19 protein-coding genes are annotated in these 24,166 nt (G+C 66.8%); 15 read left to right on the top strand and 4 right to left on the bottom strand.

Going from position 1 to position 24,166, the window contains the following annotated elements:
- Window positions 1–24 precede the first annotated feature (24 nt).
- Window positions 25–1,815, bottom strand: a complete 1,791-nt coding sequence (locus CFB43_RS33985) for an acyl-CoA dehydrogenase (protein ID WP_089498507.1) — start codon at window positions 1,813–1,815, stop codon at window positions 25–27.
- 588 nt (window positions 1,816–2,403) lie between these two features.
- Between CFB43_RS33985 and CFB43_RS38185 the strand changes: the two genes are divergently transcribed.
- Together CFB43_RS38185 and CFB43_RS38180 are read left to right on the top strand one after the other, a co-directional pair.
- Window positions 2,404–2,880 carry a hypothetical protein gene (locus tag CFB43_RS38185; RefSeq protein ID WP_144023162.1) on the top strand — a complete coding sequence of 159 codons (477 nt, stop codon included), beginning with the start codon at window positions 2,404–2,406 and terminating at the stop codon, window positions 2,878–2,880.
- The gene (locus CFB43_RS38180; protein WP_144023161.1) at window positions 2,877–3,446 is read left to right on the top strand and encodes a hypothetical protein; all 570 of its coding nucleotides are present in this window, start codon (window positions 2,877–2,879) and stop codon (window positions 3,444–3,446) included. The genes CFB43_RS38185 and CFB43_RS38180 overlap by 4 nt, the downstream gene beginning before the upstream one ends.
- A gap of 357 nt (window positions 3,447–3,803) precedes the next feature.
- Here the strand turns inward: CFB43_RS38180 and CFB43_RS33970 are convergent, their stop codons facing one another.
- On the bottom strand, window positions 3,804–4,718 hold the full coding sequence (locus CFB43_RS33970) for an alpha/beta hydrolase family protein (protein WP_179254966.1): 915 nt from the start codon (window positions 4,716–4,718) through the stop codon (window positions 3,804–3,806).
- A gap of 560 nt (window positions 4,719–5,278) precedes the next feature.
- Between CFB43_RS33970 and CFB43_RS33965 the strand changes: the two genes are divergently transcribed.
- The 12 genes from CFB43_RS33965 (at window position 5,279) to CFB43_RS33910 (ending at window position 19,787) form a co-directional block, all read left to right on the top strand.
- Complete coding sequence (locus CFB43_RS33965) at window positions 5,279–6,418, top strand: ATP-binding protein (protein ID WP_089498503.1); 1,140 nt, start codon at window positions 5,279–5,281, stop codon at window positions 6,416–6,418.
- 437 nt (window positions 6,419–6,855) lie between these two features.
- Window positions 6,856–8,013, top strand: coding sequence for an efflux RND transporter periplasmic adaptor subunit (locus CFB43_RS33960; protein ID WP_089498502.1), 1,158 nt, complete (start codon window positions 6,856–6,858; stop codon window positions 8,011–8,013).
- Between the two features lie 20 nt (window positions 8,014–8,033).
- Window positions 8,034–11,177 carry a multidrug efflux RND transporter permease subunit gene (locus tag CFB43_RS33955; protein WP_089498501.1) on the top strand — a complete coding sequence of 1,048 codons (3,144 nt, stop codon included), beginning with the start codon at window positions 8,034–8,036 and terminating at the stop codon, window positions 11,175–11,177.
- Between the two features lie 4 nt (window positions 11,178–11,181).
- Window positions 11,182–12,624, top strand: coding sequence for an efflux transporter outer membrane subunit (locus CFB43_RS33950; protein ID WP_089498500.1), 1,443 nt, complete (start codon window positions 11,182–11,184; stop codon window positions 12,622–12,624).
- A gap of 112 nt (window positions 12,625–12,736) precedes the next feature.
- Window positions 12,737–13,426 carry a response regulator gene (locus tag CFB43_RS33945; protein WP_089463835.1) on the top strand — a complete coding sequence of 230 codons (690 nt, stop codon included), beginning with the start codon at window positions 12,737–12,739 and terminating at the stop codon, window positions 13,424–13,426.
- Window positions 13,427–13,476: 50 nt separating this feature from the next.
- Entirely contained in the window at window positions 13,477–13,683 is a 207-nt protein-coding gene (locus CFB43_RS33940) for a hypothetical protein (protein ID WP_089498499.1), read from the top strand.
- Between the two features lie 123 nt (window positions 13,684–13,806).
- On the top strand, window positions 13,807–14,319 hold the full coding sequence (locus CFB43_RS33935) for a DUF3331 domain-containing protein (RefSeq protein ID WP_179254965.1): 513 nt from the start codon (window positions 13,807–13,809) through the stop codon (window positions 14,317–14,319).
- 154 nt (window positions 14,320–14,473) lie between these two features.
- Window positions 14,474–16,048, top strand: a complete 1,575-nt coding sequence (locus tag CFB43_RS33930; protein ID WP_089498497.1) for a Na+/H+ antiporter — start codon at window positions 14,474–14,476, stop codon at window positions 16,046–16,048.
- Window positions 16,049–16,172: 124 nt separating this feature from the next.
- Window positions 16,173–16,820 carry a paraquat-inducible protein A gene (locus CFB43_RS33925; RefSeq protein WP_089498496.1) on the top strand — a complete coding sequence of 216 codons (648 nt, stop codon included), beginning with the start codon at window positions 16,173–16,175 and terminating at the stop codon, window positions 16,818–16,820.
- Window positions 16,817–17,464, top strand: coding sequence for a paraquat-inducible protein A (locus CFB43_RS33920; protein ID WP_089498495.1), 648 nt, complete (start codon window positions 16,817–16,819; stop codon window positions 17,462–17,464). The genes CFB43_RS33925 and CFB43_RS33920 overlap by 4 nt, the downstream gene beginning before the upstream one ends.
- Complete coding sequence (locus CFB43_RS33915; RefSeq protein WP_089498494.1) at window positions 17,461–19,131, top strand: PqiB family protein; 1,671 nt, start codon at window positions 17,461–17,463, stop codon at window positions 19,129–19,131. The genes CFB43_RS33920 and CFB43_RS33915 overlap by 4 nt, the downstream gene beginning before the upstream one ends.
- The gene (locus tag CFB43_RS33910) at window positions 19,128–19,787 is read left to right on the top strand and encodes a PqiC family protein (RefSeq protein WP_089498493.1); all 660 of its coding nucleotides are present in this window, start codon (window positions 19,128–19,130) and stop codon (window positions 19,785–19,787) included. The genes CFB43_RS33915 and CFB43_RS33910 overlap by 4 nt, the downstream gene beginning before the upstream one ends.
- Before the next feature lie 93 nt (window positions 19,788–19,880).
- On the opposite strand, the gene CFB43_RS33905 is transcribed toward CFB43_RS33910, so the two are convergent.
- Window positions 19,881–21,041 carry an AraC family transcriptional regulator gene (locus CFB43_RS33905; protein ID WP_089498492.1) on the bottom strand — a complete coding sequence of 387 codons (1,161 nt, stop codon included), beginning with the start codon at window positions 21,039–21,041 and terminating at the stop codon, window positions 19,881–19,883.
- Window positions 21,041–22,675, bottom strand: a complete 1,635-nt coding sequence (locus CFB43_RS33900) for an AMP-binding protein (protein WP_089498491.1) — start codon at window positions 22,673–22,675, stop codon at window positions 21,041–21,043. The genes CFB43_RS33905 and CFB43_RS33900 overlap by 1 nt, the downstream gene beginning before the upstream one ends.
- A 368-nt stretch (window positions 22,676–23,043) precedes the next feature.
- On the opposite strand from CFB43_RS33900, the gene CFB43_RS33895 reads away from it, so the two are divergent.
- The gene (locus tag CFB43_RS33895; RefSeq protein ID WP_089498490.1) at window positions 23,044–24,144 is read left to right on the top strand and encodes an AraC family transcriptional regulator; all 1,101 of its coding nucleotides are present in this window, start codon (window positions 23,044–23,046) and stop codon (window positions 24,142–24,144) included.
- The last annotated feature ends 22 nt before the right edge of the window (window positions 24,145–24,166 follow it).

The following is a 24,166-nucleotide window of genomic DNA, read 5'->3' as shown; positions in this document are numbered from 1 at the left end:
TCCTGCGTCCCGACCGTCAGCCGGTCAGAACTGATCTTCCGTCAACGCGAGCACGCCCTCGTTGCCCTTCGTGCCGACGATCGACGCTTCGAATGCGCCTGCCTGCACCAGCACGTGCTCCGCATAGCATTGCGCGACCGCGATCTTCGCATCGAAGAACGCCGGGTCGCTCGCGCGGTTCGCGTGCGCCGCCACCAGCGCGCGGCCCATCTGCCACCCGCACAGCACCACGCCCGCCAGCTTCAGGTACGGCACGCTGCCCGCGAACACCGCGTTCGGATCCTGCTTCACGTTCGCCACCACGTAATCGACCACCGACGACAGCGCCTTCGCGCCCTTCTCCAGCTGCGCCTTCACCGACGCAGCCGCCGCGCCGTCCAGCTTGCCCAGCGCCGCCACCGTGTCGCCGATCTCCGCGATCAGCGCCTTCGCCACGGCGCCGCCGTCGCGCATCGTCTTGCGGCCCACCAGGTCGTTCGCCTGGATCGCCGTCGTGCCTTCGTAGATCGCCAGGATACGGGCATCGCGGTAATACTGCGCTGCACCCGTCTCCTCGATGAAGCCCATCCCGCCGTGCACCTGCACGCCCAGGCTCGCCACGTCGTTCACCATCTCCGTGCTCCAGCCCTTCACCACCGGCACCAGATACTCGTAGATTGCCTGATGACGCGACCGCGTCGCCTCGTCCGAATGGCGGTGGGCAATGTCGCTGTGCGCGGCGGCCACGTAGGCCAGCGCCCGTGCGCCTTCGGTCAGCGCGCGCATCGTGCCGAGCATGCGGCGCACGTCCGGGTGATGGATGATCGTCACCGACTGCTTGGCCGAACCGTCCACCGGGCGGCTCTGCACGCGTTCCTTCGCGAATTCCGCGGCCTTCTGGTACGCACGATCGGCCACGCCGATCCCCTGCATCCCGACGCCGAAGCGCGCCGCGTTCATCATGATGAACATGTATTCGAGGCCGCGGTTTTCCTCGCCGACCAGGTAGCCGATCGCGCCGCCGTGGTCGCCGTACTGCAGCACCGCCGTCGGGCTCGCCTTGATCCCGAGCTTGTGCTCGATCGACACGCAGTGCACGTCGTTGCGTGCGCCGAGCGAGCCGTCGTCGTTGACCATGAACTTCGGCACGATGAACAGCGAGATGCCCTTCACGCCTTCCGGCGCGTTCGGCGTGCGCGCCAGCACCAGGTGGACGATGTTGTCCGCCATGTCGTGCTCGCCCCACGTGATGAAGATCTTCGTGCCGAACACCTTGTACGTGCCGTCGCCCTGCGGCTCGGCGCGCGAGCGCACCAGTGCGAGGTCGGAGCCGGCCTGCGGCTCGGTCAGGTTCATCGTGCCGGTCCATTCGCCCGAGATCAGCTTCGGCACGTAGCGTTGCTTCTGCTCGTCGGTGCCGGCCGTCAGCAGCGCTTCGATCGCGCCGTCGGTCAGGAGCGGACAGAGCGCGAACGACAGGTTCGATGCGTTCAGCATCTCGATGCACGGCGTCGCGATCAGCTTCGGCAGCCCCTGGCCGTCGTATTCGGACGGGTGCTGCAGCCCCTGCCAGCCGCCTTCGACGAACTGGCGGAATGCTTCGCCGAAGCCCGGCGTTGCGGTCACGACGCCGTCTTTCCAGCTGCTCGGGTTGCGGTCGCCTTCGACGTTCAGCGGGGCCAGCACCTCGCCGCAGAACTTCGCGGATTCGTCGAGCACGGCCTGCGCCGTGTCGTAACCGGCATCCTCGAAGCCCGGCAACTGCGCAACGGCGTCGATGCCGGCCAGTTCCTTCAGCACGAACAGCATGTCCTTGACGGGGGCGTGATAGCTCATGGTCGATGTTCCAATCAGACGTTTTATGAGGGGCGCTCTCGGGCGAGAGGCGGGAAAAACGGCTCAGGCCCGGGCGACGACGTGAGGCATCGTAATCCTAGGCCGGGCGATTCTTATTGTCATATCCGGCCCATGTGGTGACAAAATCGGCCACGGGATTGGGGGGTCGGGCGGGGGAAGGCTGGCTGGGTGGGGGTTTGGGCGGGGGTGGGTTTTATTCTTCCGATGTATCGGCGAGCAATCGACATACCCGGCCGGGGCTATCCGAGTGGCAGCCGCGGCTGGATTGCCGCAATGGCGGTCGCTTGCCGCCCAAGGCGACACGTACGCCGAGATAGTGAGACGTCCGGTCTGCGTCGGCCATCGGACACCGAGTTCCGGCCTGTTTGCGGTGGACATTGCTCATCCACGCGTTTGAACTAAAGAATCGCCTCCGATTGCCGTAATCAGGGATCTATTGGGAAATCGAGTTTCGGGAACGACGTGAAACGGCAATTCTGGATTGGAATCGGGCTAATTTGTGCGGCGCTTAGTGGATGTGCAACCCGGCAACTTGTGGCTACGCCTTTGGCTGAATCACGGATCGGCGTGAAGAGCTACGCAGAGATGTCTTATCAACCACTTGCACTGAACGATGCAAAGACGATTGACTTCGACGCGAGCACTTCTCCGGTGGCTCGATTTCCAGACGGCCTTGGCGTCTATGCTCCCTTCTCCCTGGATCAACAGTCCACGGCAACCACTTTGCGCGTCCGCACATGGTTTTCGAGTTCGTGGTTGCCGCTGGCAACGGTGCTGAAGCCGTATGTCATGTTCCTCGATGCCGACAAGCGCGTTGTCAGCAACGTCGAGTCATTCGAGAGCACCGACGGATCGACCTTCGTGAAGGGCCACTACAGACAAGCCTACTTCATCGTCCCTTCCGGCGCACGATTCTTCATCCTCTACTCGGCTTCGTCAGAATCCGATCGGATGATTCTCACGGCACAAACCGGCAAACGGTGGGCGATCCCCAATGCTTATAGCGGCACGGTAGAGGTAAAACACGAGGTTGCGCACCAATGAAAGTTAAAGCATCGGCGGCGAAACTCGTGACTCGATTGGCGATGTTTGCATTCTCCTTGTCGGTGACAGGGTGTGTAACAACAAACTACATGCCACCGCCAGGCGTGCCGACTGCAAACGTTCGCTTCCGTGAAATCGGCGAAGGTACGTTCTACCTCTATCAACCCCCTCCGTTGCCGGGTTGCTACGTGCCGAGCGATCCGCTGGGCGGCGAACCCATTGGCGTGGCGGGTATTCGTTTCAAAGACGATCACACGATCATTCTCTTTTCGACGCATCGACAACAGCCGAGGCTGGGAATGCCGATCGCCGATAAATATATCGACCAAAGTTACTTCGAACTCAGGATGCAAGCCGATCACTTGCTGACGCTGCGCGTTGCCCTTCCGGGACGAGACCAATACGACAGCGCCTTTCGCTTCACCCCCAAATCCGGGGAAAATTATGAGGTAGCAGTCCGTTTTGGAACGCCGATGAAGGTCGATGTGTATCACATTGACAGCCGCGACGGACACTACTCCGTCGAGCGTGTTGAGGACCTCGAAATCATTCGGCGATGTTCTTGAACGTGGCGATGCAGTCGGCCGTCGACGAGTGAGCTTGGGTCATTCGGTCTGGCGCGGGGGATGCCTGTTTCGGGCCGGCAACGGCCGCTGCAACACCCTGTAGCGCGGGCCTCGGCTCATCTTTCTGACCGGGGCCCTTTCAAGCAAAGGACAGGCACTACCGGTCATTGAAGTACCGCTCGCAGACGCACGGGAACGTTAGTGTCCTCATCACGCGGGAAAGGTCCACTTGACCATGCGAATCTGCCAGCAACCACGACCCGCAAGCGCGCTCCACCGTTCGACCTGCGGCCGACGATCACAACAGGCAAGTGCCCGCTCCCTGCGACCCGATTCGACCGCCCCCGAATCAGCCCCCTACTTCACCACAACCAACGGCCCCACAAACGCCTCAAAGTGCGGCAACCAAATGGGTATCGCCTCCGTGACCGCAAACATCCCGTGCCCGTTCTTGCCAAACGGCGGTTCAACAACCATCTGCCCGCGCCCACCCGCCCCCTGAAACGCGGCAAACCAGGTCGCCACGACTTCAGGCGCGAAATACTTGTCGTTCTGCACGTAATGCCACAGCACCGGCACCCGTGTCGTGCTCGCGAAATGCCCGATCGTGTCGGCCATCTGCTTCGGATCGCACGGCATGCCGGGATGAGTCGTCGGGTTCCCGCCACGCCCACCCGAGAAGTTCACCACCGCGACCACCCCCTGCGGCGCGTAGCTCGCCGCCGCCAGCGAAGCAAAACCACCCGCCGATTGCCCGACCAGCACGACACGGTTTCGATCCACCTGCGGCAACGTCTGCGCATACCGCACGGCCGCGAGCACATCGCGCGCGGCCTGCTGCCCCGCAGCAAGGTAATCCGGATGCCGGCACGAACCGGCATCCTCTTCATCGACCCCGCCCGTCGCCCCGTACCCGCGGCGGATCGGCACGATGACCGCGAAGCCGAGCTTCACGAACGTCCGGATCTGCGGCAATGCGCGATAGCGGCGCACCTTCGGCCGGTCGCGCGGATCGGGCGGGCTGCCGTGGCTCAGCACGATCAGCGGAAAGGGTCCGGGGCCATCCGGCATGTAGGTGGTGGCGACGATGTCCCGCGTGCTCGCCCCCTCGTCGACCGGGACCTTGACGACGGTTTCATGCAGATCCGGCGCGATGGACGTGTCGTCGACCGCCGTCGCGGCACAGCCGACGACGGAAGCGATCAACGCGCCCGAGATGAGCACCCGGCCTAATCGGCTGGCGATCCGGTTTCGACGAACGACGATGCTCATGGGTGATCTCTCCACGAATCCGCAGCCGACGGCCCACGCTGCCGCGACGGATACGGCGAAGGCGTCAGTGTATCCGGGTGGCGAAGGTGCACGCTGCCGCGACTCCATTTACGGGCGGATAGACCGGCGCTGCAACTTCAAGCCGAACTTACCCACCCCCAACGGCAGCGGAAAAACGACGATCTCGCCGCGCGCGTTCCAACGTACACCGAATCATCGTGTCATCCGATGGCCAATTACGTGCGGTAATATTGCGATTCGATGAAGTGAATAGCAGAATCCCAAGCGGACACCATGATTGAAGAACGCATACCGTCCCGCACACATCGCGCTGTCCGGCCGCTGTCCCTGTCGGCCGGGAACGATCCCGTCGATGCAAGCCCGGCCTTTTCCGGTCTCGAGCCACATCGCACCTCCGACACACCTGCCGCGGGAAACCTCGACGCACCGAGGCATACCGCTCGCCCGCCTCGATCACACCCCTCCCTTGACGCCACGGCCATCCAACCGCACGACTGTCCCGTCGTGAATCGACGCAACACCACGCTTGGGAGCACGAAATGAAACTCGGTGGGCTGGGCCGCAAGATTGCGGTGTCGATGGCGGAGCTGGCGCTCGGCATCATGCTGATCGTCGTGCTGATGACCTATGTTTTTTACTACGTGATGCTCCGGCACTGGAGCGAGTTTTGCCACCAGGCAAGCTGGATTCCGTCCAACCCCGAGTGGATATGCCTGGGTATCACGCTGCTGATCGGCCTGATACTCGCCATTGTCGTGTCGGCCCGGCTCGCGCATCGGATCCTCGTGCCGCTCAACTCGGTCGCGGACAGCATTCGTCGCGTCGCCAGGGGCGACCTGACCGCGCGCGCCGTCGCCGGCGATCGATCGATTCACGAAGCCGCGCTGATCGCGGACGACTTCAATGCGCTCGCCGCCCAGCTGCAGCGCATGACGGACGAGCAGGCATTCTGGAATGCCGCGATCGCGCACGAACTGCGGACGCCGGTCACGGTCCTGCGCGGGCGGTTGCAGGGGCTGGCCGAAGGCGTCTTCCAGCCGGGCGAGGCGCTGTTCCGAAGCCTGTTGACCCAGGCGGAAGGATTGACGCGCCTGATCGAGGATCTGCGCGTGATCAGCCTCGCCGAAAGCGGGCACCTGAGCGTCAGTATCCAGGAGACCGACCTGGCGATGCACGTCAAGGCGGTCGTCGAGATGTTCGAGGATTCGCTGGCCGCGGCCGGTCAATACATGGTGCTCGATCTCGATACGCGGCCCGTGCGCTGCGACGCGTTCCGGATGCGCCAGGCGCTGCTCGCGCTGCTGGAGAATGCACGGCGCTACGCGGTGCCCGGTGCGATCCGCATTCACACGCGGGTCGAAAACGGTACGTGCCAGCTGGTGGTCGAAGACGAAGGTCCGGGCATCCCCGCCGATTGCGCAGCCCGGATCTTCGATGCCTTCCGGCGCGTGGACGATACGCATTCCGACCAGAAGGGCGGCAGCGGCCTGGGGCTCGCCGTGGTGGCGGCCATTGCGCAGGCGCACGACGGCGAAGCATCGTGTCGCCCAACCGCGCGCGGCGGCACGTCGTTCGCGTTGCGCTGGCCCGACCGCCCTGCATCGGTACGCGCGGCGGCATCGAGCCGGAAGGACCTGCCGTCCACCACGCAGCGCACCGTCGACACCGACCCGCGGTAAACCTCCCGGCGAGCGGTCGACGCGCCTTGTGCGCCGGGCCGCCGCCTCGCCGCCTCGCGCCCCCGGCCGCCGCAGCAGCGGAACGGGAGGTGCGCCGGCCCTGATCCATCCCGCGCCGCCTCCACCGACGCGAACCTCGCAATGGCATCCCCCGGGCGCCGGCCGGGGCATGCCGATGGCACACACAGCCACCGGCATTTCATCAGACGATTGCGTCATTCCGGGACTCGCGCGCCGCCCACCCCGCATCCGGATAGCGCCAAGCCGCCCCGGCGCCCATCATCTTCCGGCCCGCCCCGCCTGCGAATCGCCCTTCCGCGAATCCTTCACGCCCTCCATCGAACCTCCATCTTTCCGCACAAAAAACTCCATCGGGCGCACGCACACTTCGATCCGAAAATGCGGGCCACTGGGTGCCTGCGTCCCATGGAGTCCACATGAAAAATCAGAAACGAGCCTGCTACGGCGCCGTGTGCGCACTGGTGGCGGCGATGCTGGCGGGCTGCGGGCCCACCGAACAGCAGGCCGCCGCGCCGGCCACCCCGGTTGCGGCGATGACGCTGGCAGGCGCCCCCCTCGACCTGACCGAAGACCTGCCGGGCCGCGTCGCGGCTGTCCGGATCGCCGAGATCCGGCCGCAGGTCAGCGGCATCGTGCAGCGGCGGCTGTTCGAGCAGGGCACGGAAGTCCGTGCCGGCCAGCCGCTGTTCCAGATCAACCCGGCGCCGTTCAAGGCCGACATGGACACGGCCGCGGCGGCCCTGCAACGCGCGGAAGCCGCGCTCGCGCGGGCCAAGGTGCAGACCACCCGTCTGAAGCCGCTGGTCGAGGCCGACGCGATCAGCCGCCAGGTGTACGACGACTCGGTGTCGCAACGCGACCAGGCTGCCGCCGACGTCGCGCAGGCGCGCGCGACGCTCGCCCGCCGCCAGCTCGACCTGAAGTTCGCGACCGTCGAAGCGCCGATCACGGGCCGCATCGACCAGGCCCTCGTGACCGAGGGTGCGCTCGTCGCGAGCAGCGACAGCCAGCCGATGGCACGCATCCAGCAGATCGACCAGGTCTATGTGGACGTGCGCCAGCCGGCCGCGTCGCTCGAAGCGCTGCGCGGCGCGCTCGCGGCCCAGCCGGACACCGCGGGCAACGGGCTGCCGGTCGACGTGCTGCGCGACGACGACTCGCGCTACGACGTGAAGGGCCGCATGCTGTTCTCGGGCGTCAACGTCGACCCGGGCACCGGCGACGTGCTGCTGCGCGTGCTGGTCGACAACCCGAAGCGCGAGCTGCTGCCGGGCATGTACGTGCGTGCCCGCATCCCGCGTGGGCACTTCGAGAATGCACTGACCGTGCCGCAACAGGCGATCGTCCGCGCGGGCGGCAAGCCGCAGGTCTGGGTGCTCGACGCAAAGAGCCAGGCACACCTGAAGGCCATCGAAGTGGGCGAGCTGACGAACCGCAGCTATCGGATCAAGTCGGGTCTGCAGGCGGGCCAGAAGGTCGTCGTCGAAGGCATGGAGCGCCTGAGCGACGGTGCGCCCGTGACGGCGACCGCCTGGAAGGCGCCTGAAGCGGTCAAGACCGCTTCGTCGCACTGAGTCACGGGGAGCATCCAGTCATGTCCCAATTCTTCATCCGGCGCCCGGTCTTCGCGTGGGTGATCGCCCTCTTCATCATCCTGCTGGGCCTGATCGCCATCCCCGAACTGCCGGTTGCGCGCTATCCGTCGGTCGCGCCGCCGACCGTCACCATTACCGCCACCTACCCGGGCGCCACGCCGCAGACGATGACCGACAGCGTGCTGAGCCTCATCGAGCGCGAGCTGTCCGGCGTCCGCAACCTGCTGTACTTCGAATCGGCGTCGGATACGTCCGGCCAGGCGAAGATCACCGCGACCTTCAAGCCCGGCACCGATTCGGCGATGGCGCAGGTCGAGGTGCAGAACAAGCTCAAGTCGGTCGAGCCGCGCCTGCCGCCCGTCGTGCGGCAAAACGGCGTGATCGTCGAGTCCGCCTCCACCGGCTTCCTGTTGTTCGTCGGCCTGAAGTCGGACAGCGGCCGCTATGACGAAAACGCGCTGGCCGACTACATGGCGCGCAACGTCGTCGAGGACCTGCGCCGTGTCGAAGGCGTCGGCAAGGTGCAGCTGTTCGGCTCCGAACAGGCGATGCGCATCTGGGTCGATCCGCAGAAGCTGATCACCTACGGCCTGTCGATGAACGACCTGACGACGGCCGTCGCCCAGCAGAACGTGCAGATCGCCCCGGGCAGCCTCGGTGCGGCGCCCGCGCTGCCGGGCCAGCGCGTCACGGTACCGCTCACCGCGCAAGGCCAGCTCACGTCGCCCGAGCAGTTCGCGAAGATCGTGCTGCGCGCGAACGCGAACGGCTCGAAGGTCGTGCTCGGCGACGTCGCGCGGGTCGAGCTCGGCCCGCAGTCGTTCACCTTCGTCAACAGCGAGAACGGCAAACCCGCGACCTTCGCCGGCGTGCAGCTGGCGCCGGGCGCCAACGCGGTGAAGACCGCCGAGGCCGTGCGCGAGCAACTGGACATGATCGCCAAGACGATGCCGTCCGGCATGACCTACTCGATCCCGTTCGATACCGCGCCGTTCGTGAAGATCTCGATCGAGAAGGTGATTCACACGCTGATCGAAGCGATGGTGCTCGTGTTCCTGGTGATGTACCTGTTCCTGCAGAACGTGCGCTACACGCTGATCCCGGCGATCGTCGCGCCGGTGGCGATGCTCGGCACCTTCACGGTCATGCTGATGACGGGCTTCTCGATCAACGTGCTGACGATGTTCGGCATGGTGCTCGCGATCGGCATCATCGTCGACGATGCGATCGTCGTCGTGGAGAACGTCGAACGCCTGATGGTGGAAGAAGGCCTGTCGCCGAAGGACGCGACGATCAAGGCCATGAAGGAAATCACCGGCGCGATCATCGGCATCACGCTGGTGCTGACGGCCGTGTTCCTGCCGATGGCGATGTCGAGCGGTTCGGTCGGCGTGATTTACCAGCAGTTCACGATGTCGATGGCCGTGTCGATCATGTTCTCGGCCCTGCTCGCGCTGACGCTGACGCCGGCCCTGTGCGCGACGATGCTCAAGCCGGTCGAGCATGGCCACCACGAGAAGCGCGGCTTCTTCGGCTGGTTCAACCGCCGCTTCGACCGCATGACGAGCTGGTACGAAACGCGCGTCGGCAAGCTGGTCGGCCGCACGGGCCGCGTGATGCTGCTGTTCGTCGCGATCTCCACCGCGCTGGTGTTCGGCTTCCGCATGCTGCCGTCGTCGTTCCTGCCCGAGGAAGACCAGGGCTACTTCATGACCGGCTTCCTGCTCCCGTCGGATTCGACCGTCGAGCGCACGGGCGACGTGGTCAAGACCCTCGAGAAGCATCTCGCGTCGCGTCCGGGCATCGAGTCGAGCATCTCCATCATCGGCTACGGCTTCTCGGGCCTCGGCTCCAACGCGGCGCTGAACTACGCGGTGCTCAAGGACTGGGACAAGCGCGACGGGGCAAACGCGATGGACGAAGCGATGCGCGCGCAGGCCGCGATGGGCGGCGTGACGGAAGGCACGGTCATGAGCCTGTTGCCGCCGGCGATCGACGGGCTGGGCACCAGCTCGGGCTTCACGATGCGCCTGCAGGATCGCGCGAACCAGGGCTACGCGGCACTCAAGGCGGCTGAAGCCAAGCTGCTCGAACTGGCCGCGCAAAGCAAGGTGGTGACCGGCGTCTATCCGGACAGCCTGCCGGCCGGCACGAGCGTGAAGCTGGACATCGACCGCGACAAGGCCGAAGCGCTCGGCGTGTCGTTCACGACCATCAGCGACACGCTGTCGGCCGCGATGGGTTCGACCTACGTGAACGACTTCCCGAACGCGGGCCGCATGCAGCAGGTGATCATCCAGGCGGATGCGCCGGCCCGCATGCAGATCGAGAACGTGATGAAGCTCTACGTGCGCAACGCGACCGGCGGCATGGTGCCGCTGTCCGAAGTGGTGCGTCCGGTCTGGTCGGAAACCCCGCTGCAACTGGTGCGCTTCCAGGGTTACCCGTCCGCACGGATCTCGGGCGGCTCGGCCCCCGGCTACTCCAGCGGCGCGGCGATGGCCGAGATGGAGCATCTGGCCGCGCAGTTGCCGCCGGGCTTCACGGTCGCGTGGACCGGCCAGTCGCTGCAGGAGCGTGAGTCGGCTTCGCAGGCGCCGATGCTGATGGCGCTGTCGATGGTCGTCGTGTTCCTGGTGCTCGCGGCGCTCTACGAGAGCTGGGCGATTCCGCTGTCGGTGATGCTGGTGGTGCCGCTCGGCCTGATCGGCGCGCTCGCCGCGGTGATGTTGCGCGGGATGCCGAACGACGTGTTCTTCAAGGTCGGGATGATCACCGTGATCGGACTGTCGGCGAAGAACGCGATCCTGATCGTGGAAGTCGCGAAGCAGTTGCGCGAGGAAGGCATGGGGCTGATCGAGTCGGCCGTGCAGGCGTCCAAGCTGCGTCTGCGCCCGATCCTGATGACCTCGCTCGCGTTCGGCCTCGGCGTCGTCCCGCTGATGATCGCGACCGGCGCCAGCGCCGAGACGCAGCACGCGATCGGCACCGGCGTGTTCGGCGGCATGGTGACCGCCACCGTGCTGGCCATTTTCTTCGTTCCGGTTTTCTACGTGTTCGTGATGAGCATCCAGGAACGCATCTCGGCCTGGCGCGCATCCGGCAAGAAGCCCGCCGCCGTGACCCACGAACATGAAGGTTGATGCCATGCGACTACTCATTCTTTCCGCAGCGGTTTGCGCCGCGCTCGCGCTGTCGGCGTGCTCGATGGCGCCGAAGCTGGTCAAGCCCGAAATGCCGGTGCCGACCGCCTATACGACCGCTGTCGCGGCCGACCAGCACGCGAACGCGGCCGATCTCGGCTGGCGCTCGATGTTCGGCGACCGTCGCCTGCAGCGCCTGATCGAGCTGGCGCTCGAGAACAACCGCGACCTGCGCCTGGCCGCGCTGAACGTCCAGGCTGCCGAAGCGCAGTACGGCATCCAGCGTTCCGCGCGCCTGCCGTCGATCGGCGCCGGCGCAAGCTTCACGCGTCAGCGCACGGCCGCCGACTCGCAATCGAACCCGCCGCTGCTCGAGAACACGCAGAACCAGTACGGCGTGAACATCGGTCTCAGCGCGTTCGAGATCGACCTGTTCGGCCGCGTGAAGTCGCTGTCGGATGCCGCGTTCGCGCGCTACCTCGCGACCGATCACGGCCGCCGGGCGGTGCAGATCGCGCTCGTCGGCTCCGTGGCCAACGCGTATTTCGCCGAGCGCCTCGCGCAAGAGCAGCGCGCGCTGTCGGAACGCACGCTGAACGACTGGCGCCAGTCGCTCGACCTCGCGCGCCGCCTGAAGCTCGCCGACCAGGCGAGCGGCGTCGACATCGCACAGGCCGAAGGCCAGGTCGCGAGCGCCAGCGCCGATCTCGAGGCGCGTTCGCGCGCCGTCGAGCAGGCGGGCAACGCGCTGCGGCTGCTGGTCGGCACCGACCTGCCGAAGAACCTGCCCGATCCGCTGTCGCTGGAACGCCAGCCGGTGATGACCAAGCTGCCGGCCGGACTGCCGTCGGAACTGCTGTACCGCCGGCCGGACATCCAGCAGGCCGAGCAGAATCTCGTCGCCGCCAACGCCGACATCGGCGCGGCGCGCGCGGCATTCTTCCCGCGCCTGTCGCTGACGTCGTCGATCGGCTTCCTCAGCCCGGGGCTGGGCAGCCTGTTCGACGGCGGCCAGCGCGTGTGGAGTTTCGCGCCGCAGGTCACGCTGCCGATCTTCCAGGGCGGCCGGCTGCGTTCCGAGCTGAATCTCGCGGAAGTGCGCAAGTCCAGCGCGGTCGTCGAGTATGAACGCTCGATCCAGACCGCGTTCCGCGAAGTGGCCGACGGCCTCGCCGGGCGCGAGACCTTCAGCCGCCAGATCGACGCGCAGACCAAGGTCGTCAAGAGCGCCGAGCGCCGTACCGATCTCGTGAACCTGCGCTATCGCGCCGGCATCGAGGATCGGCTGGAACTGCTCGACTCGCAGCGCCAGCTGTATGCCGCGCGCCAGACGTTGCTGGATCTGCGCAACGCCGAACTGGGCAACGCGGTCGCGCTCTACAAGGCGCTCGGTGGCGGGCTGACCGACACCGACGTGCCCCCCGCCAACAGCGTGGCAAAAAACTGAGCAATGGGCCGTCGCCCAGCCGTCCGCGACGACCGAAAGCACGGTGAAGTCCGGCGGCGCACGTGCCGCGCCGCCGGCCCGCCCAAGGACACGCTCACTTCCAGTGAACCCGATGAACCCTCTGATACTCATTGCCGAAGACGATCCGGAGATCGCCGACATACTCGACGCGTACCTCGCCCACGACGGCTTTCGCACCTACCGCGTCGATCACGGCCAGGCCGTGCTCGACGTGGAGCCCGTCCTGAAGCCCGACCTGATCCTGCTCGACGTCAGGATGCCGAAGAAGGACGGCTGGGAAGTCCTGGTCGAACTGCGCCGCCGCAGCGACACGCCGATCGTCATCATCACGGCGCTCGACCGCGAGATCGATCGCTTGCAGGGGCTGCGTTTCGGCGCGGACGACTACATCACGAAGCCGTTCAATCCGGCCGAGGTGGTCGCGCGCATCCGCGCGATCCTGCGTCGTTTCGAAACGGCCACGTCCGGGCGCTTCATCAAGGTCGGCAACCTTGAAATCGACACGCAAAGCTATCTGACCACGGTTCGCACCGACACCGGAGCAACCGGCGTCTCGCTGACGTTGACCGAATTCCGGCTGCTCGCGCACCTGGCCGGCTCGCCGAACCGCGTGTTCACGCGCAGCGAACTGATCGACGCCTGCCTCGCCGACGTCGATGCGCTGGAGCGCACCGTCGACAGCCACATCAGCCGGCTGCGCAAGAAGCTCGAATGCGCGGGCGCGTCCGGGATGCCGGAGGTGATGCGCGGGGTCGGCTACCGGCTGCGCAGCACGCAGTGAATGCGCGTCACGGATCGCGGCGGCGCGGGGCGCGGATCGTCGGACTCCTGATGGTTGCTGTCGTGCTGACGATCGCGACCGGATGGTTCGTCGCCTACGGCCTGATCCTGGCCGTGTCGTCTCCGGCGACCGGCAACCCGATCGCGGTGATGATCCGGGAGACGCCGAGCTATCCGATGCTGGCAGCCGTATTGCTGGCCGCGCTGGTCGCGACGATCGTCGATCTCGTCAGACTGGCGCGCAGAACGGGCTCGTAGCAACAGGCCGACGCGCATTGCATGCCGGCGTGCCACGCTGCGGTTCCGTTGTTTTCGAATCGTTATCGGAAAAACGCCTTTTCCAGAGATCTGATCAACCGCATGCGCGCAGCGAGGGTCGAAATGAGCAATCAGGGCAATGTCTCTTCGTCGATCGATGGCGATGCTCGCGAACGGGAAAGCAGCGACGATGCCCGGATCGGCCGCGTAACGTCGATTCCGATCGACGCAATCGAACCGGAGGAACGCTGGCGCCACATGATGCACTCGCTCAACGCATGCAGCGACGGCGCGCGCATCAACCGGCAGCGCAAGGATGGCGTGATCGATTCACGCAGAAAGGTGACTTCGGGCGATCGATCGAGATGCAGCGCGACGATCGACATCCTGGATCGACCGACGTCCAGCACGGTGGTGCTTTCGTGGCGGGATTCGACGGGCGGACATTACGGCTATCAAAACTGGCACAAAGGATTCGCCAGACGGGCAGGGATATGCGCGATGAGCGGGGTGCCCATCACCCCGGGCGACGAGATATTTCGGCCAAGCGCGCGAAATGGCCGGCCGACGAACGCGTCCGCGATGATTCTCGCGATTCACATCGCCTGCATCGACTTTGCGCGGATCACGACATAGACGTGACGCCCTTCCCGCTCCCGGCCGGGCGCCGACGCTCTCCGGCTCCTGGAAACCGGGCCGCTCAGTGCGCCTTCCATCCGGCCGAAGCGCTCATGGGCCACTCACCACCGAAGCGCTGAAGCGCTGAAGCGCCGACTACAGAACCCTCACCATGGCTATTTTCGAATTGATGATCGCGCTGCTCCTGGCGATCCTTGTCTTGCACTACGTCGGGCACAAGCTCGGGCTGCCCCCTGCCGTCGCGCTGATCATCGGCGGCGGTTTCATCGCCTTTCTGCCCGGCCTGCCCGAGGTGCATATCGATCCGGAACTGGTGCTGGTGATTTTCCTGCCGCCGTTGCTGATGGACAGCGCGCTGGGCATCTCGCTCGACCATCTGCGCCGGCACATGCTGGGCGTCGGCGCGTTGGCGATCGGGGCGGTGCTCTTCACCACGACCGTGGTGGCCCTCGTCGCCCACTGGCTCGTGCCCGCCCTGCCCTGGGCGGCCTGCGCGGCCCTGGGCGCGCTGGTCGCGCCGCCGGATGCGGTGTCGGCCCGCGCCGCGCTGCAGCAGGTGAAACTGCCGCGCCGCCTCCTGATCCTCCTGGAGGGCGAGAGCCTGTTCAACGACGCAACGGGCCTCGTGCTGTTCCGCTTCGCGGTGGCCGCGGGCGTGACGGGCCTGTTCAGTCCGGCCGAAGCCCTCGGCAGCTTCGCCCTGCTGGCGCTGGGCGGCGTACTGGTCGGCGCGTTCGTGGGAGGCGCCTGGGTGATCCTGATGCGCCATCTCGACGAAGACAGCCTGATCATCGCCGCCGGCCCGCTGTGTGCGTGGGGCTCCTATCTGCTGGCCGAGCGCTTCCACGTGTCGGGGGTGATCGCCACGGTGACGACGGGGCTCATCTGCGCCTGGTTCCAGCACCGCGTGCTCGGCGCGTCGGCACGCCTGTACGGCACCGGCTTCTGGTCCGTCACGATCTTCATTCTCGAGGCGTTCGTGTTCCTGATCATCGGATCCTCGCTGCATGAGTTGATCCAGCGGGGCGACGGGCTCGACTCGATGCTCGCGGAGATGGGCGTGCCGGTGCTGATCGTCGTGCTGGCCGTCATCCTCGCGCGGTTTGCGTGGGTGTATGTGTCGGACGGCGCGCTCATCGTGCTGCGCAAGCTGGGCGTGACCCGCTTCCATCCGCTCGGGCTGGCCGATGCCACGGTATTGAGCTGGGCCGGGATGCGCGGGGTGATCACCCTGGCGCTCGCCGCCAGCCTGCCGGAGAGTTTTCCGGGGCGCGATTTCATCCTCGTCACCGCCATCGCCGTCATCCTCGCCACCGTGCTGGTGCAGGGGCAATCGCTCGGCGCCGTGATCCGCTGGACCGGGCTCGCGGCGCCGGAAAGCGACCAGCCTCGCCTGAGCATGAGCGAGGCGCAGGCCGTGATCGCCAAGGTGCAGTACGAGTTGATGGCAAAACGGGCCTACAACGCGGCAGGCGAACTCGTTCACCCGATGCTCCTGGACATTCACCGGCACAAGGCCGAGGACATGGCCCGCTACGCGCGGCACGCCGACGAATACAAGCCCCACCTCCTGGCGCGTTCGGACACCGTGCTGGAACTGATCGCGGCGGGACGGGCCGAGCTCATGCGCCTCTACCGCGCCGGCGACATCGACGAGCACACGCTGCACGAACTGACGCGCGACCTCGATCTCGAGGAACTCCGCGCCATTTCCGCCAAGGCATGAGGCGATCGCCATCGATGGAGACGCAACGCCTTCAAGCCCGCTCCGCCTCCATCATTTCTCCATCAAACCGCACCAAAGCGTCCATCGACGCGAAGCACACTGCGAAGCCCATCACCGAGACCGCATGCGCGAGCAACACGAACCCATGGACACGTTTCCAGCCCTGATCGCCTGCGAGCATTGCGACAGCGTCTACCGACGCCGCGCGCTGGCGCCGCACGAGGTCGCGCGGTGCGAGCGCTGTTCGGCCGTGCTGTTTCGCTCGAGCTGGCTCGATATCGACCGGTGGCTCGCGCTGGCGATGGCGGCAGGCGTGGTGTTTGCCATCGCCAACCTCTGCCCGATCATGCGGATCAGCGTGCAGGGGCTGCACAGCGAAGCCACGCTGTGGCAATCCGCGCTCGCGCTGGCCAAAGGCTACGCCGCGCCGATCGCGATTCCGACGGCGCTCGCCATCGTGGTGGTGCCGTTCCTGCAGATCGCCACGCTGATCTGGTTGCTGGCGTTTGCCCGCGCCGGGCATCGCGCGCCCGCGTTTGGCCCGCTGATGCGGCTGCTCGTCGCGCTGCGGCCGTGGAGCATGATCGAGGTCGGATTGCTCGGCATCCTGATCGCCATCATCAAGCTGTCCAGCATCATGCAGATCATTCCCGGCGCGGGCTTGTGGGCCACGGCCGTGCTGATGGTGCTGATCCCGCTGATCGCGGGCCACGATGCGCGCCAGCTGTGGGACTGGGTCGTGCCGGTGGAACCCGCCGGAGGCCGCTCGTGAGCCTGCCCGTGCGCGCCAGTCAGATGGGCATGGTCGGGTGCCATGCGTGCGGCCTCGTCTGCCGGACCCATGCCTGCGCCGCGCAGGATGTGCACGCGCGTGGCGCCGAAGCGGCACGCTGCCCGCGCTGCGGGTCGGCGCTGCACGCGCGTCGCCCGGACAGCCTCATGCGCGCGTGGGCGCTGCTGATCGCCAGCCTGATCTTCTATCTCCCGGCCAACCTGTTGCCGGTGATGCGCACCACGCTGCTCGGCAGCCATAGCGAATCGACGATTCTCAGCGGCGTCGTGGTGTTCTGGAAAGCCGGCTCGTACGGCATCGCGTCGGTGATCTTCATCGCGAGCGTCGTCGTGCCGTGCACGAAGTTTCTCGCGCTCGGCATGTTGCTCGTCACGACGGGCCGGCGCAGCGTGTCGGCCATGCGCGAGCGGGCCGTGCTGTATCGCGCGGTCGAGCTGGTCGGCTACTGGTCGATGCTCGACGTGCTGGTCGTCGCGATCATCTGTGCGCTGGTGAAGTTCGGTCCGCTGTCCGAGATCGAGCCGCGCGCCGGCATTTTGTTTTTCGGCATGGTCGTCATTCTCACGATGCTGTCAGCGATGAGTTTTGACCCACGCCTCATTTGGGACGCCGAAGAAGCATGAATCCTCCATCCGGCCCGCAAGGCCTCGAACCCCACGACCCGCCCGTGACGCGCAACCGCCTGCGGCTGTCGCTCGTCTGGCTCGTGCCGCTCGTCGCGGCATTGATCGGCCTGTCGATGGTGATCCACGCGTGGTTGTCCGTCGGACCGGAAATCACGATCACGTTCAACACCGCGCAAGGCCTCGAAGCCGGCAAGACGCCCGTCAAGTACAAGGACGTCGTGATCGGCACCGTGACCGCCATCTCGCTGAGCGACGACAGTTCGCACGTCGTCGCGACGGTCTCGTTCGTGAAGAATGCGCGCAACCTCATTCGCGACGACACGCGCTTCTGGGTCGTGCGCCCGCGCGTCGGCATGAGCGGCGTATCGGGCATCGATACGCTGTTCTCCGGCGCCTATATCGGCATGGACACGGGCGGCTCGACGCAATCGCGCAAGGCCTACACCGGGCTCGAGACGCCGCCCACCGTCATCAACGGCATGCCGGGGACGAGCTTCGCGCTGCGCGCCACCGATCTCGGCTCGCTCGATATCGGCTCGCCGGTCTATTACCGCCACCTGATGGTCGGCCACGTCGCGTCGTACAAGCTCGACATGCAGCGCCGCGACATGAACCTGCAGGTGTTCATCGATGCGCCGTACGATCGGCTGGTGACGACCGATACGCGCTTCTGGAACGCGAGCGGGATGGATCTGTCGCTCGACGCGAACGGCCTGAAGCTGAAGACCCAGTCGGTCGCGACGATCGTGGGCGGCGGCATCGCGTTCGCGACGCCGGAAGACAGCGATGCGGCGGCGGCCCGTGCAAACCACCTGTTTACGCTCGCCGACAACGAAACGTCCGCGATGGCGGCCCCGGACGGCCCATCCCAACTCATTCGACTCCGTTTCGCGCAGCCGTTGCGCGGGCTCGCAGTCGGGGCGCCGGTGGAATTCTCCGGCGTCAACATGGGCAAGGTGGTGTCGACCCAGCTCGACTTCGACCGTAGCACCCGGCGCTTCCAGTCCGTCGTCATGGTCAAGGTCTATCCGTATCGGCTCGGCCCCGTCATCGAGAAGCTGCAGAAGACCGAAGGCAACGGCAATCCGCGCGCGGCCCAGTTTCTCGCGGGCCTGGTCGAGCATGGGCTCCGTGCGCAGGCGCGTACCGGCAACCTGCTGACGGAGCAGCTCTACATTTCGTTCGATTTCGTGAAGAACGCGCCGAAGGTGCCGTTCGATGCGAATGCCACGCCGCTGACCTTGCCCACCGTGCCGAGTACGTTCGACAAGCTGCCGGAGCAGCTCGCCGACATCGTCGACAAGATCAACAAGCTGCCGCTGGCGTCGATCGGCAAGCATGTCGATTCGAGCCTGACGAACCTGGACGCGACGCTCAGGCAGGTCAACGGCCAGGTGCTGCCGTCGACGACGCGCGCGCTCGACCAGGCGAACCAGACGTTCGGCGCGTTGCGCCAGGGCATCGCCGAGGACGGCCCGCTTCAGGAAAACCTCACGAACACGCTGACCGAAGTCCAGCGCACAGCGCGCTCGTTGCGCACGCTCACCGACATGCTGGGCCGCCGTCCCGACGCGCTGCTCCGGGGCACCGGCGCCGATCATGCGCCGATCGCGCCGGTCGCCCCTTCCACCTCGCCTGTCCAGCAGGAGCCACGACAACCATGAGCTTCCCGATTCGCGCCAGGACGATCGCCCTGGGCGCCGGCGCCGTCATCGCGCTGACCGCCTGCGCGTCGAACCCGGTGCATTACTACACGCTGGTCTCGCCGGCCACGTCCGCGACGACAACGGCAACGTCGACCACCGCGCGCGCCGCCGCGCCGCTGGCGATCAACGTGTTGCCGGTCGGCATCCCCGCCCAGCTCGATCAGCAGCAGATGGTCGTGCGCAGCGGGACCGGCGCCGCGCGGATACTCGACAACGAACGCTGGGTCGCGCCGCTCGGCGACGAGCTGCGCGCGGCGCTTTCGTCGGCGCTCGTCGAGCAGCTGGGCGCGCGCAACGTCACCGGCCTGCCGCGTCCGTCGAACCAGATCGTCATGAGCATCCGCACGCAGGTGCGCCGCTTCGATGCGTGGCCCGGCAGCATGGCCCAGTTCGAAGCGGATTGGGTCGTCGGCGTGCAGCAGGACACGCCGGGCACGCCGGGCACGCCGGGCACGCGCATTTCGTGCAGCACGCGGCTCAACGAGGCGGCACCCGGCGGCTACGCGGACATGGTGCGGGTGCAACAGCGCATGATCGAGCAGTTCGCCACGCGGATCGCGAGCACGGTGCGCAGCGTCGGCAACGGCCGCCCTGCCTGTCCCGCCGATTCGTAAACCGCCCGCCCAGGGGAGCCGTCCATGGGAGCGCGCGAAGGTATCCGGTTATGGGAACCGGCTACCTTGAAGCGATGCATGACGCGCTACGTGCTACGCGCGCCGCCGGTAAGTGCCCGGCGTGCTCCCTGTCCAGTGCCGGAACGCGCGATGGAACGCGCTCGGATCGTCGAAGCCGATGTCGGCGCCGATCGCCGCGATCGTGTCGGGCGTATCGGTCAGCCGCTGGATCGCGATGTCGCGCCGCAGTTCGTCCTTGAGCGCCTGGAACGTCGTCCCTTCGGCGGCCAGGTGGCGGCTCAGCGTGCGCACCGAGCAATGCAGGTGCTCGGCCGCCTGGTCGATCACCGGCAGGGCGGGCAACGCTTCCGACAGGTACTGCCGCACGCGATGGCACACGAGTTGTTCGCTGAACGATTCGAAGATCCAGTCTCCCGGTGCGCGCGCGAGGAACTTGCGCAAGTTGCGCTTGCTCTGCCGGATCGGCGCGTCGAGGTAATCCGCGCTGAAGCGCATCAGCGTGCGCTCGCAGTCGAACTGCACGGCGCCGGTGAAGAAGTACAGGTGCTCGACCGCATGGCGCGGCCGCGGGCACGCGAACTCGATCTGCAGCAGCGGAATCTTTTGCCCGATCAGCCAGGAGCACACGCCGTGCACGAGCTTGAGCATCAGTTCCTGGCCGAGCGCGCCGATCGGGCCGATGGCGTCGTTCGGGCGCAGCACCGTTTGCGCGACGAGGCCGTCGCGCTTCGATTCGACGAAGAAATCGTCGAGCAGGATATGGAAGAATTGCCCGAAACGATGCAGCGCCGTTTCGAGGTTGCGCGCGTCGAGCAGGCTCAGGCACAGGTACTTCAGCGTGCCGCCGCGCAGCGGGCGCGAGAAGATGCCGGGCATCTCGTCGTCGAGTTCGATCGCGAGCGTGCGGTACAGCGTCGAGAACTGTTCCTCCGTCACGCGCGCATGCGGTTCGCCGAGCAGCTCGATCGGGATGCCGGCCCCGCCCAGGTAGCGCTCGACCACGTCGCGCTGCACGGCCGCGCTCGCGAGGAAGCCGTTGACGAGCGAGATCGGCACCGTCGCGCTCGGCGACGGCAGCGCCCGCCCGGGTGCGGGCCCGGGCTGGGCGGAAAGTGAATCTGAACCGGTCATCGCGTCCCCGTCGATCGAACCGCTCGCATTGTACTTGAGCGGCCCGCGCGGAGCCTTCCGGGCCGTCGGCGCGCCGGGCGCTGCGCGGCGCGCCGACGCCATTAGTCGGTGCGGCTGAGTTCCCGGCGCAGGATCTTGCCGACGGTCGACTTCGGCAGCCGGTCGACGAAGCGAATCAGCTTCGGCACCTTGTAGGCCGCGAGGCTCTCGCGGCAATGCGCGACGAGTTGCTCCTCCGTCACGTCGGCGTCCTGCGCCAGCACCACGAACAGTTTCACCGCCTCGCCCGTGCGCGCGTCCGGCACGCCGATGCACGCGCATTCGGCCACGCCCGGCACGGCGGTCGCGACCGCTTCCACCTCGTTCGGGTACACGTTGAAGCCCGACACGATGATCATGTCCTTCTTGCGGTCGACGATCCGCAGGAACCCGGCTTCGTCGAACACGCCGACGTCGCCGGTGCGGAAATAGCCGTCGGCCGTGAACGCGGCCGCGTTCGCGTCCGGTTTCCGCCAGTAGCCGCCCATCACCTGCGGCCCCTTCACGCAGATCTCGCCCGCGCCGCCGATCGCCACCTCGTTGTCCTGGTCGTCGAGCAGCTTCACGTCGGTCGACGGCAGCGGCAGGCCGGTGGTGCCCGTGAACGAGTCGATCGACTGCGGGTTGAACGACACGACCGGCGACGTTTCCGACAGCCCGTAGCCCTCGCGGATGAAGTTGCCCGTCACCGCCTTCCAGCGCGACGAGATCACGTCGATCACGGCCGCGCCGCCGCCGGCCGACAGCTTCAGCCGCGACCAGTCGACTTCCGTCAGGCGCGGATGGCCGGCGAGCCCCGCGTACAGCGTGTTCACGCCGACGAACACCGTCGGCCGCGCGGCCTTCAGCACGTCGATGAAGCCGTCCATGTCGCGCGGGTTCGCGATCAGCCAGTTCTGCGCGCCGATCGCGAAGTAGGACAGGAAGTTCACCGTCAGCGCGAAGATGTGATACATCGGGATCGCCGTGACGACGACCTCCTCGCCCGGCACGCGCGCGGCCGGCACGATCGCCCCGAACTGCTCGATGTTCGCGACGAGGTTGCGGTGCGACAGCGCCGCGCCCTTCGACAAGCCGGTCGTGCCGCCCGTGTACTGCAGCAGCAGCAGGTCCGCGCCGCCGAGCGCAACCGGCTCGAGCGCGAGCGATTCGCCGGCGGCAATCGCATCCGCGAGCGGGATCGAACCGGGCGGCAGCGCGTCGCATGTCCCGGCCGGCGCATCGACGACGCCGAGATCACCACGCCCGACGCTCAGCACGGTACGCACGCGCGTGCCGCCGACCACCTCGGCGAACGTGCCCATCGACCCGCCACACACCAGCGCGACCTCGACACCCGCGTCGTTGAGCTGATGCTCGAGCTCGCGCGCCGTGTAGAGCGGGTTCACGTTGACCTGGATCGCACCGATCTTCGCGACCGCGACGAACGCGACCGCAAACGCGAGCACGTTCGGCAGCATCACGGCCACGCGATCGCCCTTGCGCACGCCCACGACCTGCTGCAGATAGGCGGCCAGCGCGGTCGACAGGCGATCGACGTCGCCATAGGTCAGCGTGCGGCCATACGAGTGGAACGCCGGGCGACCGGCGAATCGGCGCATTGCGTCGTCCAGCAACGCGCTTACGGAAGGAAAGCGATCGGGATCGATCTCGGCGGGGATCGAGCCATACGACCCGGTCCAGTGTCTCTTCGTCATGTCTCACTCCACGGGGGACGGCGCGCCGGCCGCGCCGTTCGCACGACGGCCTGCACGCCGGAGAAGCGCGGACCATCGCCTGATCGGCGACTATCGCCCGCGCGGCGCACTTTGAAAATGATTCGGGCGGCCGAAAAGATGATCGAAACGGACATACGGGCCGCACCTGTCCAGGTAACGTCGGCGGACACCGCCGACCTGGCCGGCCGGCACGCGCCAGGCCGGCTGCGGCGGCAGGGGTGCCACCGACGCCCGCTGCACCGGGTCGCACCGGCGCGCGTATCAGGGTGAACCCTGTGGCGCATGGGACCGATCCCGAGCAGAATTGCGTGCCGTCAACGATATCGATTCGGACGCAGGATGCTCCCATGCCGCGCAGTGCGCTCTTGACCCCGACGACCGCCCGCGCAGCCCGCCTGCCGGACGTCGAGCCGACCCACGCGTTGCGCCAGCAGCGCTTCACGCCGGCCAAGCTGGCCGTGCTGCTCGACGTGGCCACGCAAGCCGGCCTCGACCCGGCCGCGGTGCTCGACGGTACCGGCCTCACGCCGGCCGCCGTCGCGGACCCGTTCACGCTCACGTCGCCGCTGCAGTTCCTCACGGCCGCGCGCAATGCGATCGGCCGCTACGACGGCACCGATCTCGGCGTGCGCGTCGGCCACCGGCTGCACGCGTCGAGCTACGGGATGTACGGCTACGCGATGCTGTGTTCGGAATCGCTCGCGCACGCGTTCGAATCCGCCGTCAAGTATCACCGGCTCGCGAACGGCATGCTCGCGATCCGCTGGGTCGAACAGGGCGACATCGTGTCGTGGCAGTTTCCCGACCGGCACGAAGTCGCGCTCCCCGACCTCGACGAGCCGCTGTACCGTTTCCTGATCGACATGCAGTTCGCGCTGCACGTGACGATCATCAAGGACGTGATGGGAGCGTGGTGCGTGCCGGCGCGCGCGCAGTTCGCGCAGCCGCAGCCGGCGCACGCGGCGCGGCTGGCCGATGCGCTCGAATGCCCGATCGCCTTCGACCAGCCGCATCATGTGCTCAGCTACCCGGCCGCCTGGCTCACGCGCGCGCCGCAGCTCGCGAATCCGATCACCGCCGCGCAGGTGTCGTCGCATTGCGCGAGCCTGCTCGACGAATTGCGCAGCCAGGCCGGCGTCACGCGGCGCGTGTACCAGGAACTCACGCGCACGCCCGGACAGTTTCCGGACATCGACGCGATCGCGGCGATCCTGTGCATCACGTCGCGCACGCTGCGCCGCAAGCTCGAAGCCGAAGGCACGTCGTACAGCGAACTGCTGGCGAGCGTGCGCAAGGCGCTCGCGATCGACTATCTCAGCACGACCACGCTCAGCACCGAGGACATCGCATCGACGCTCGGCTTCAGCGACGCGGTGGGGTTCCGCCACGCGTTCAAGCGCTGGACAGGGATGACGCCGAGCGACGTGCGGCGCAAGCGCGGCGGTTGAACGCTGGCATTGCGTGGGAGAC

Origin of the sequence: Burkholderia sp. AU15512 (assembly GCF_002223325.1) — a bacterium.
In the GTDB taxonomy this organism is placed as follows: domain Bacteria; phylum Pseudomonadota; class Gammaproteobacteria; order Burkholderiales; family Burkholderiaceae; genus Burkholderia.
The sequence above is the reverse complement of the archived record's forward strand: the minus strand, read 5'-3'. Positions and strand labels throughout refer to the sequence as shown.

Excerpts from the sequence above, each read along its gene's own strand:
- CFB43_RS33930 (WP_089498497.1), top strand. The coding sequence starts at position 14,474 with ATGGCTATTTTCGAATTGATGATCGCGCTGCTCCTGGCGATCCTTGTC.
- CFB43_RS33960 (WP_089498502.1), top strand. The coding sequence starts at position 6,856 with ATGAAAAATCAGAAACGAGCCTGCTACGGCGCCGTGTGCGCACTGGTG.
- CFB43_RS33910 (WP_089498493.1), top strand. The coding sequence starts at position 19,128 with ATGAGCTTCCCGATTCGCGCCAGGACGATCGCCCTGGGCGCCGGCGCC.
- CFB43_RS33925 (WP_089498496.1), top strand. The coding sequence starts at position 16,173 with ATGCGCGAGCAACACGAACCCATGGACACGTTTCCAGCCCTGATCGCC.
- CFB43_RS33970 (WP_179254966.1), bottom strand. The coding sequence starts at position 4,718 with ATGAGCATCGTCGTTCGTCGAAACCGGATCGCCAGCCGATTAGGCCGG.
- CFB43_RS38180 (WP_144023161.1), top strand. The coding sequence starts at position 2,877 with ATGAAAGTTAAAGCATCGGCGGCGAAACTCGTGACTCGATTGGCGATG.
- CFB43_RS33955 (WP_089498501.1), top strand. The coding sequence starts at position 8,034 with ATGTCCCAATTCTTCATCCGGCGCCCGGTCTTCGCGTGGGTGATCGCC.
- CFB43_RS33915 (WP_089498494.1), top strand. The coding sequence starts at position 17,461 with ATGAATCCTCCATCCGGCCCGCAAGGCCTCGAACCCCACGACCCGCCC.
- CFB43_RS33900 (WP_089498491.1), bottom strand. The coding sequence starts at position 22,675 with ATGACGAAGAGACACTGGACCGGGTCGTATGGCTCGATCCCCGCCGAG.
- CFB43_RS33895 (WP_089498490.1), top strand. The coding sequence starts at position 23,044 with ATGCCGCGCAGTGCGCTCTTGACCCCGACGACCGCCCGCGCAGCCCGC.
- CFB43_RS33940 (WP_089498499.1), top strand. The coding sequence starts at position 13,477 with ATGGTTGCTGTCGTGCTGACGATCGCGACCGGATGGTTCGTCGCCTAC.
- CFB43_RS33965 (WP_089498503.1), top strand. The coding sequence starts at position 5,279 with ATGAAACTCGGTGGGCTGGGCCGCAAGATTGCGGTGTCGATGGCGGAG.
- CFB43_RS33985 (WP_089498507.1), bottom strand. The coding sequence starts at position 1,815 with ATGAGCTATCACGCCCCCGTCAAGGACATGCTGTTCGTGCTGAAGGAA.
- CFB43_RS33950 (WP_089498500.1), top strand. The coding sequence starts at position 11,182 with ATGCGACTACTCATTCTTTCCGCAGCGGTTTGCGCCGCGCTCGCGCTG.
- CFB43_RS33945 (WP_089463835.1), top strand. The coding sequence starts at position 12,737 with ATGAACCCTCTGATACTCATTGCCGAAGACGATCCGGAGATCGCCGAC.
- CFB43_RS33905 (WP_089498492.1), bottom strand. The coding sequence starts at position 21,041 with ATGGCGTCGGCGCGCCGCGCAGCGCCCGGCGCGCCGACGGCCCGGAAG.
- CFB43_RS33935 (WP_179254965.1), top strand. The coding sequence starts at position 13,807 with ATGAGCAATCAGGGCAATGTCTCTTCGTCGATCGATGGCGATGCTCGC.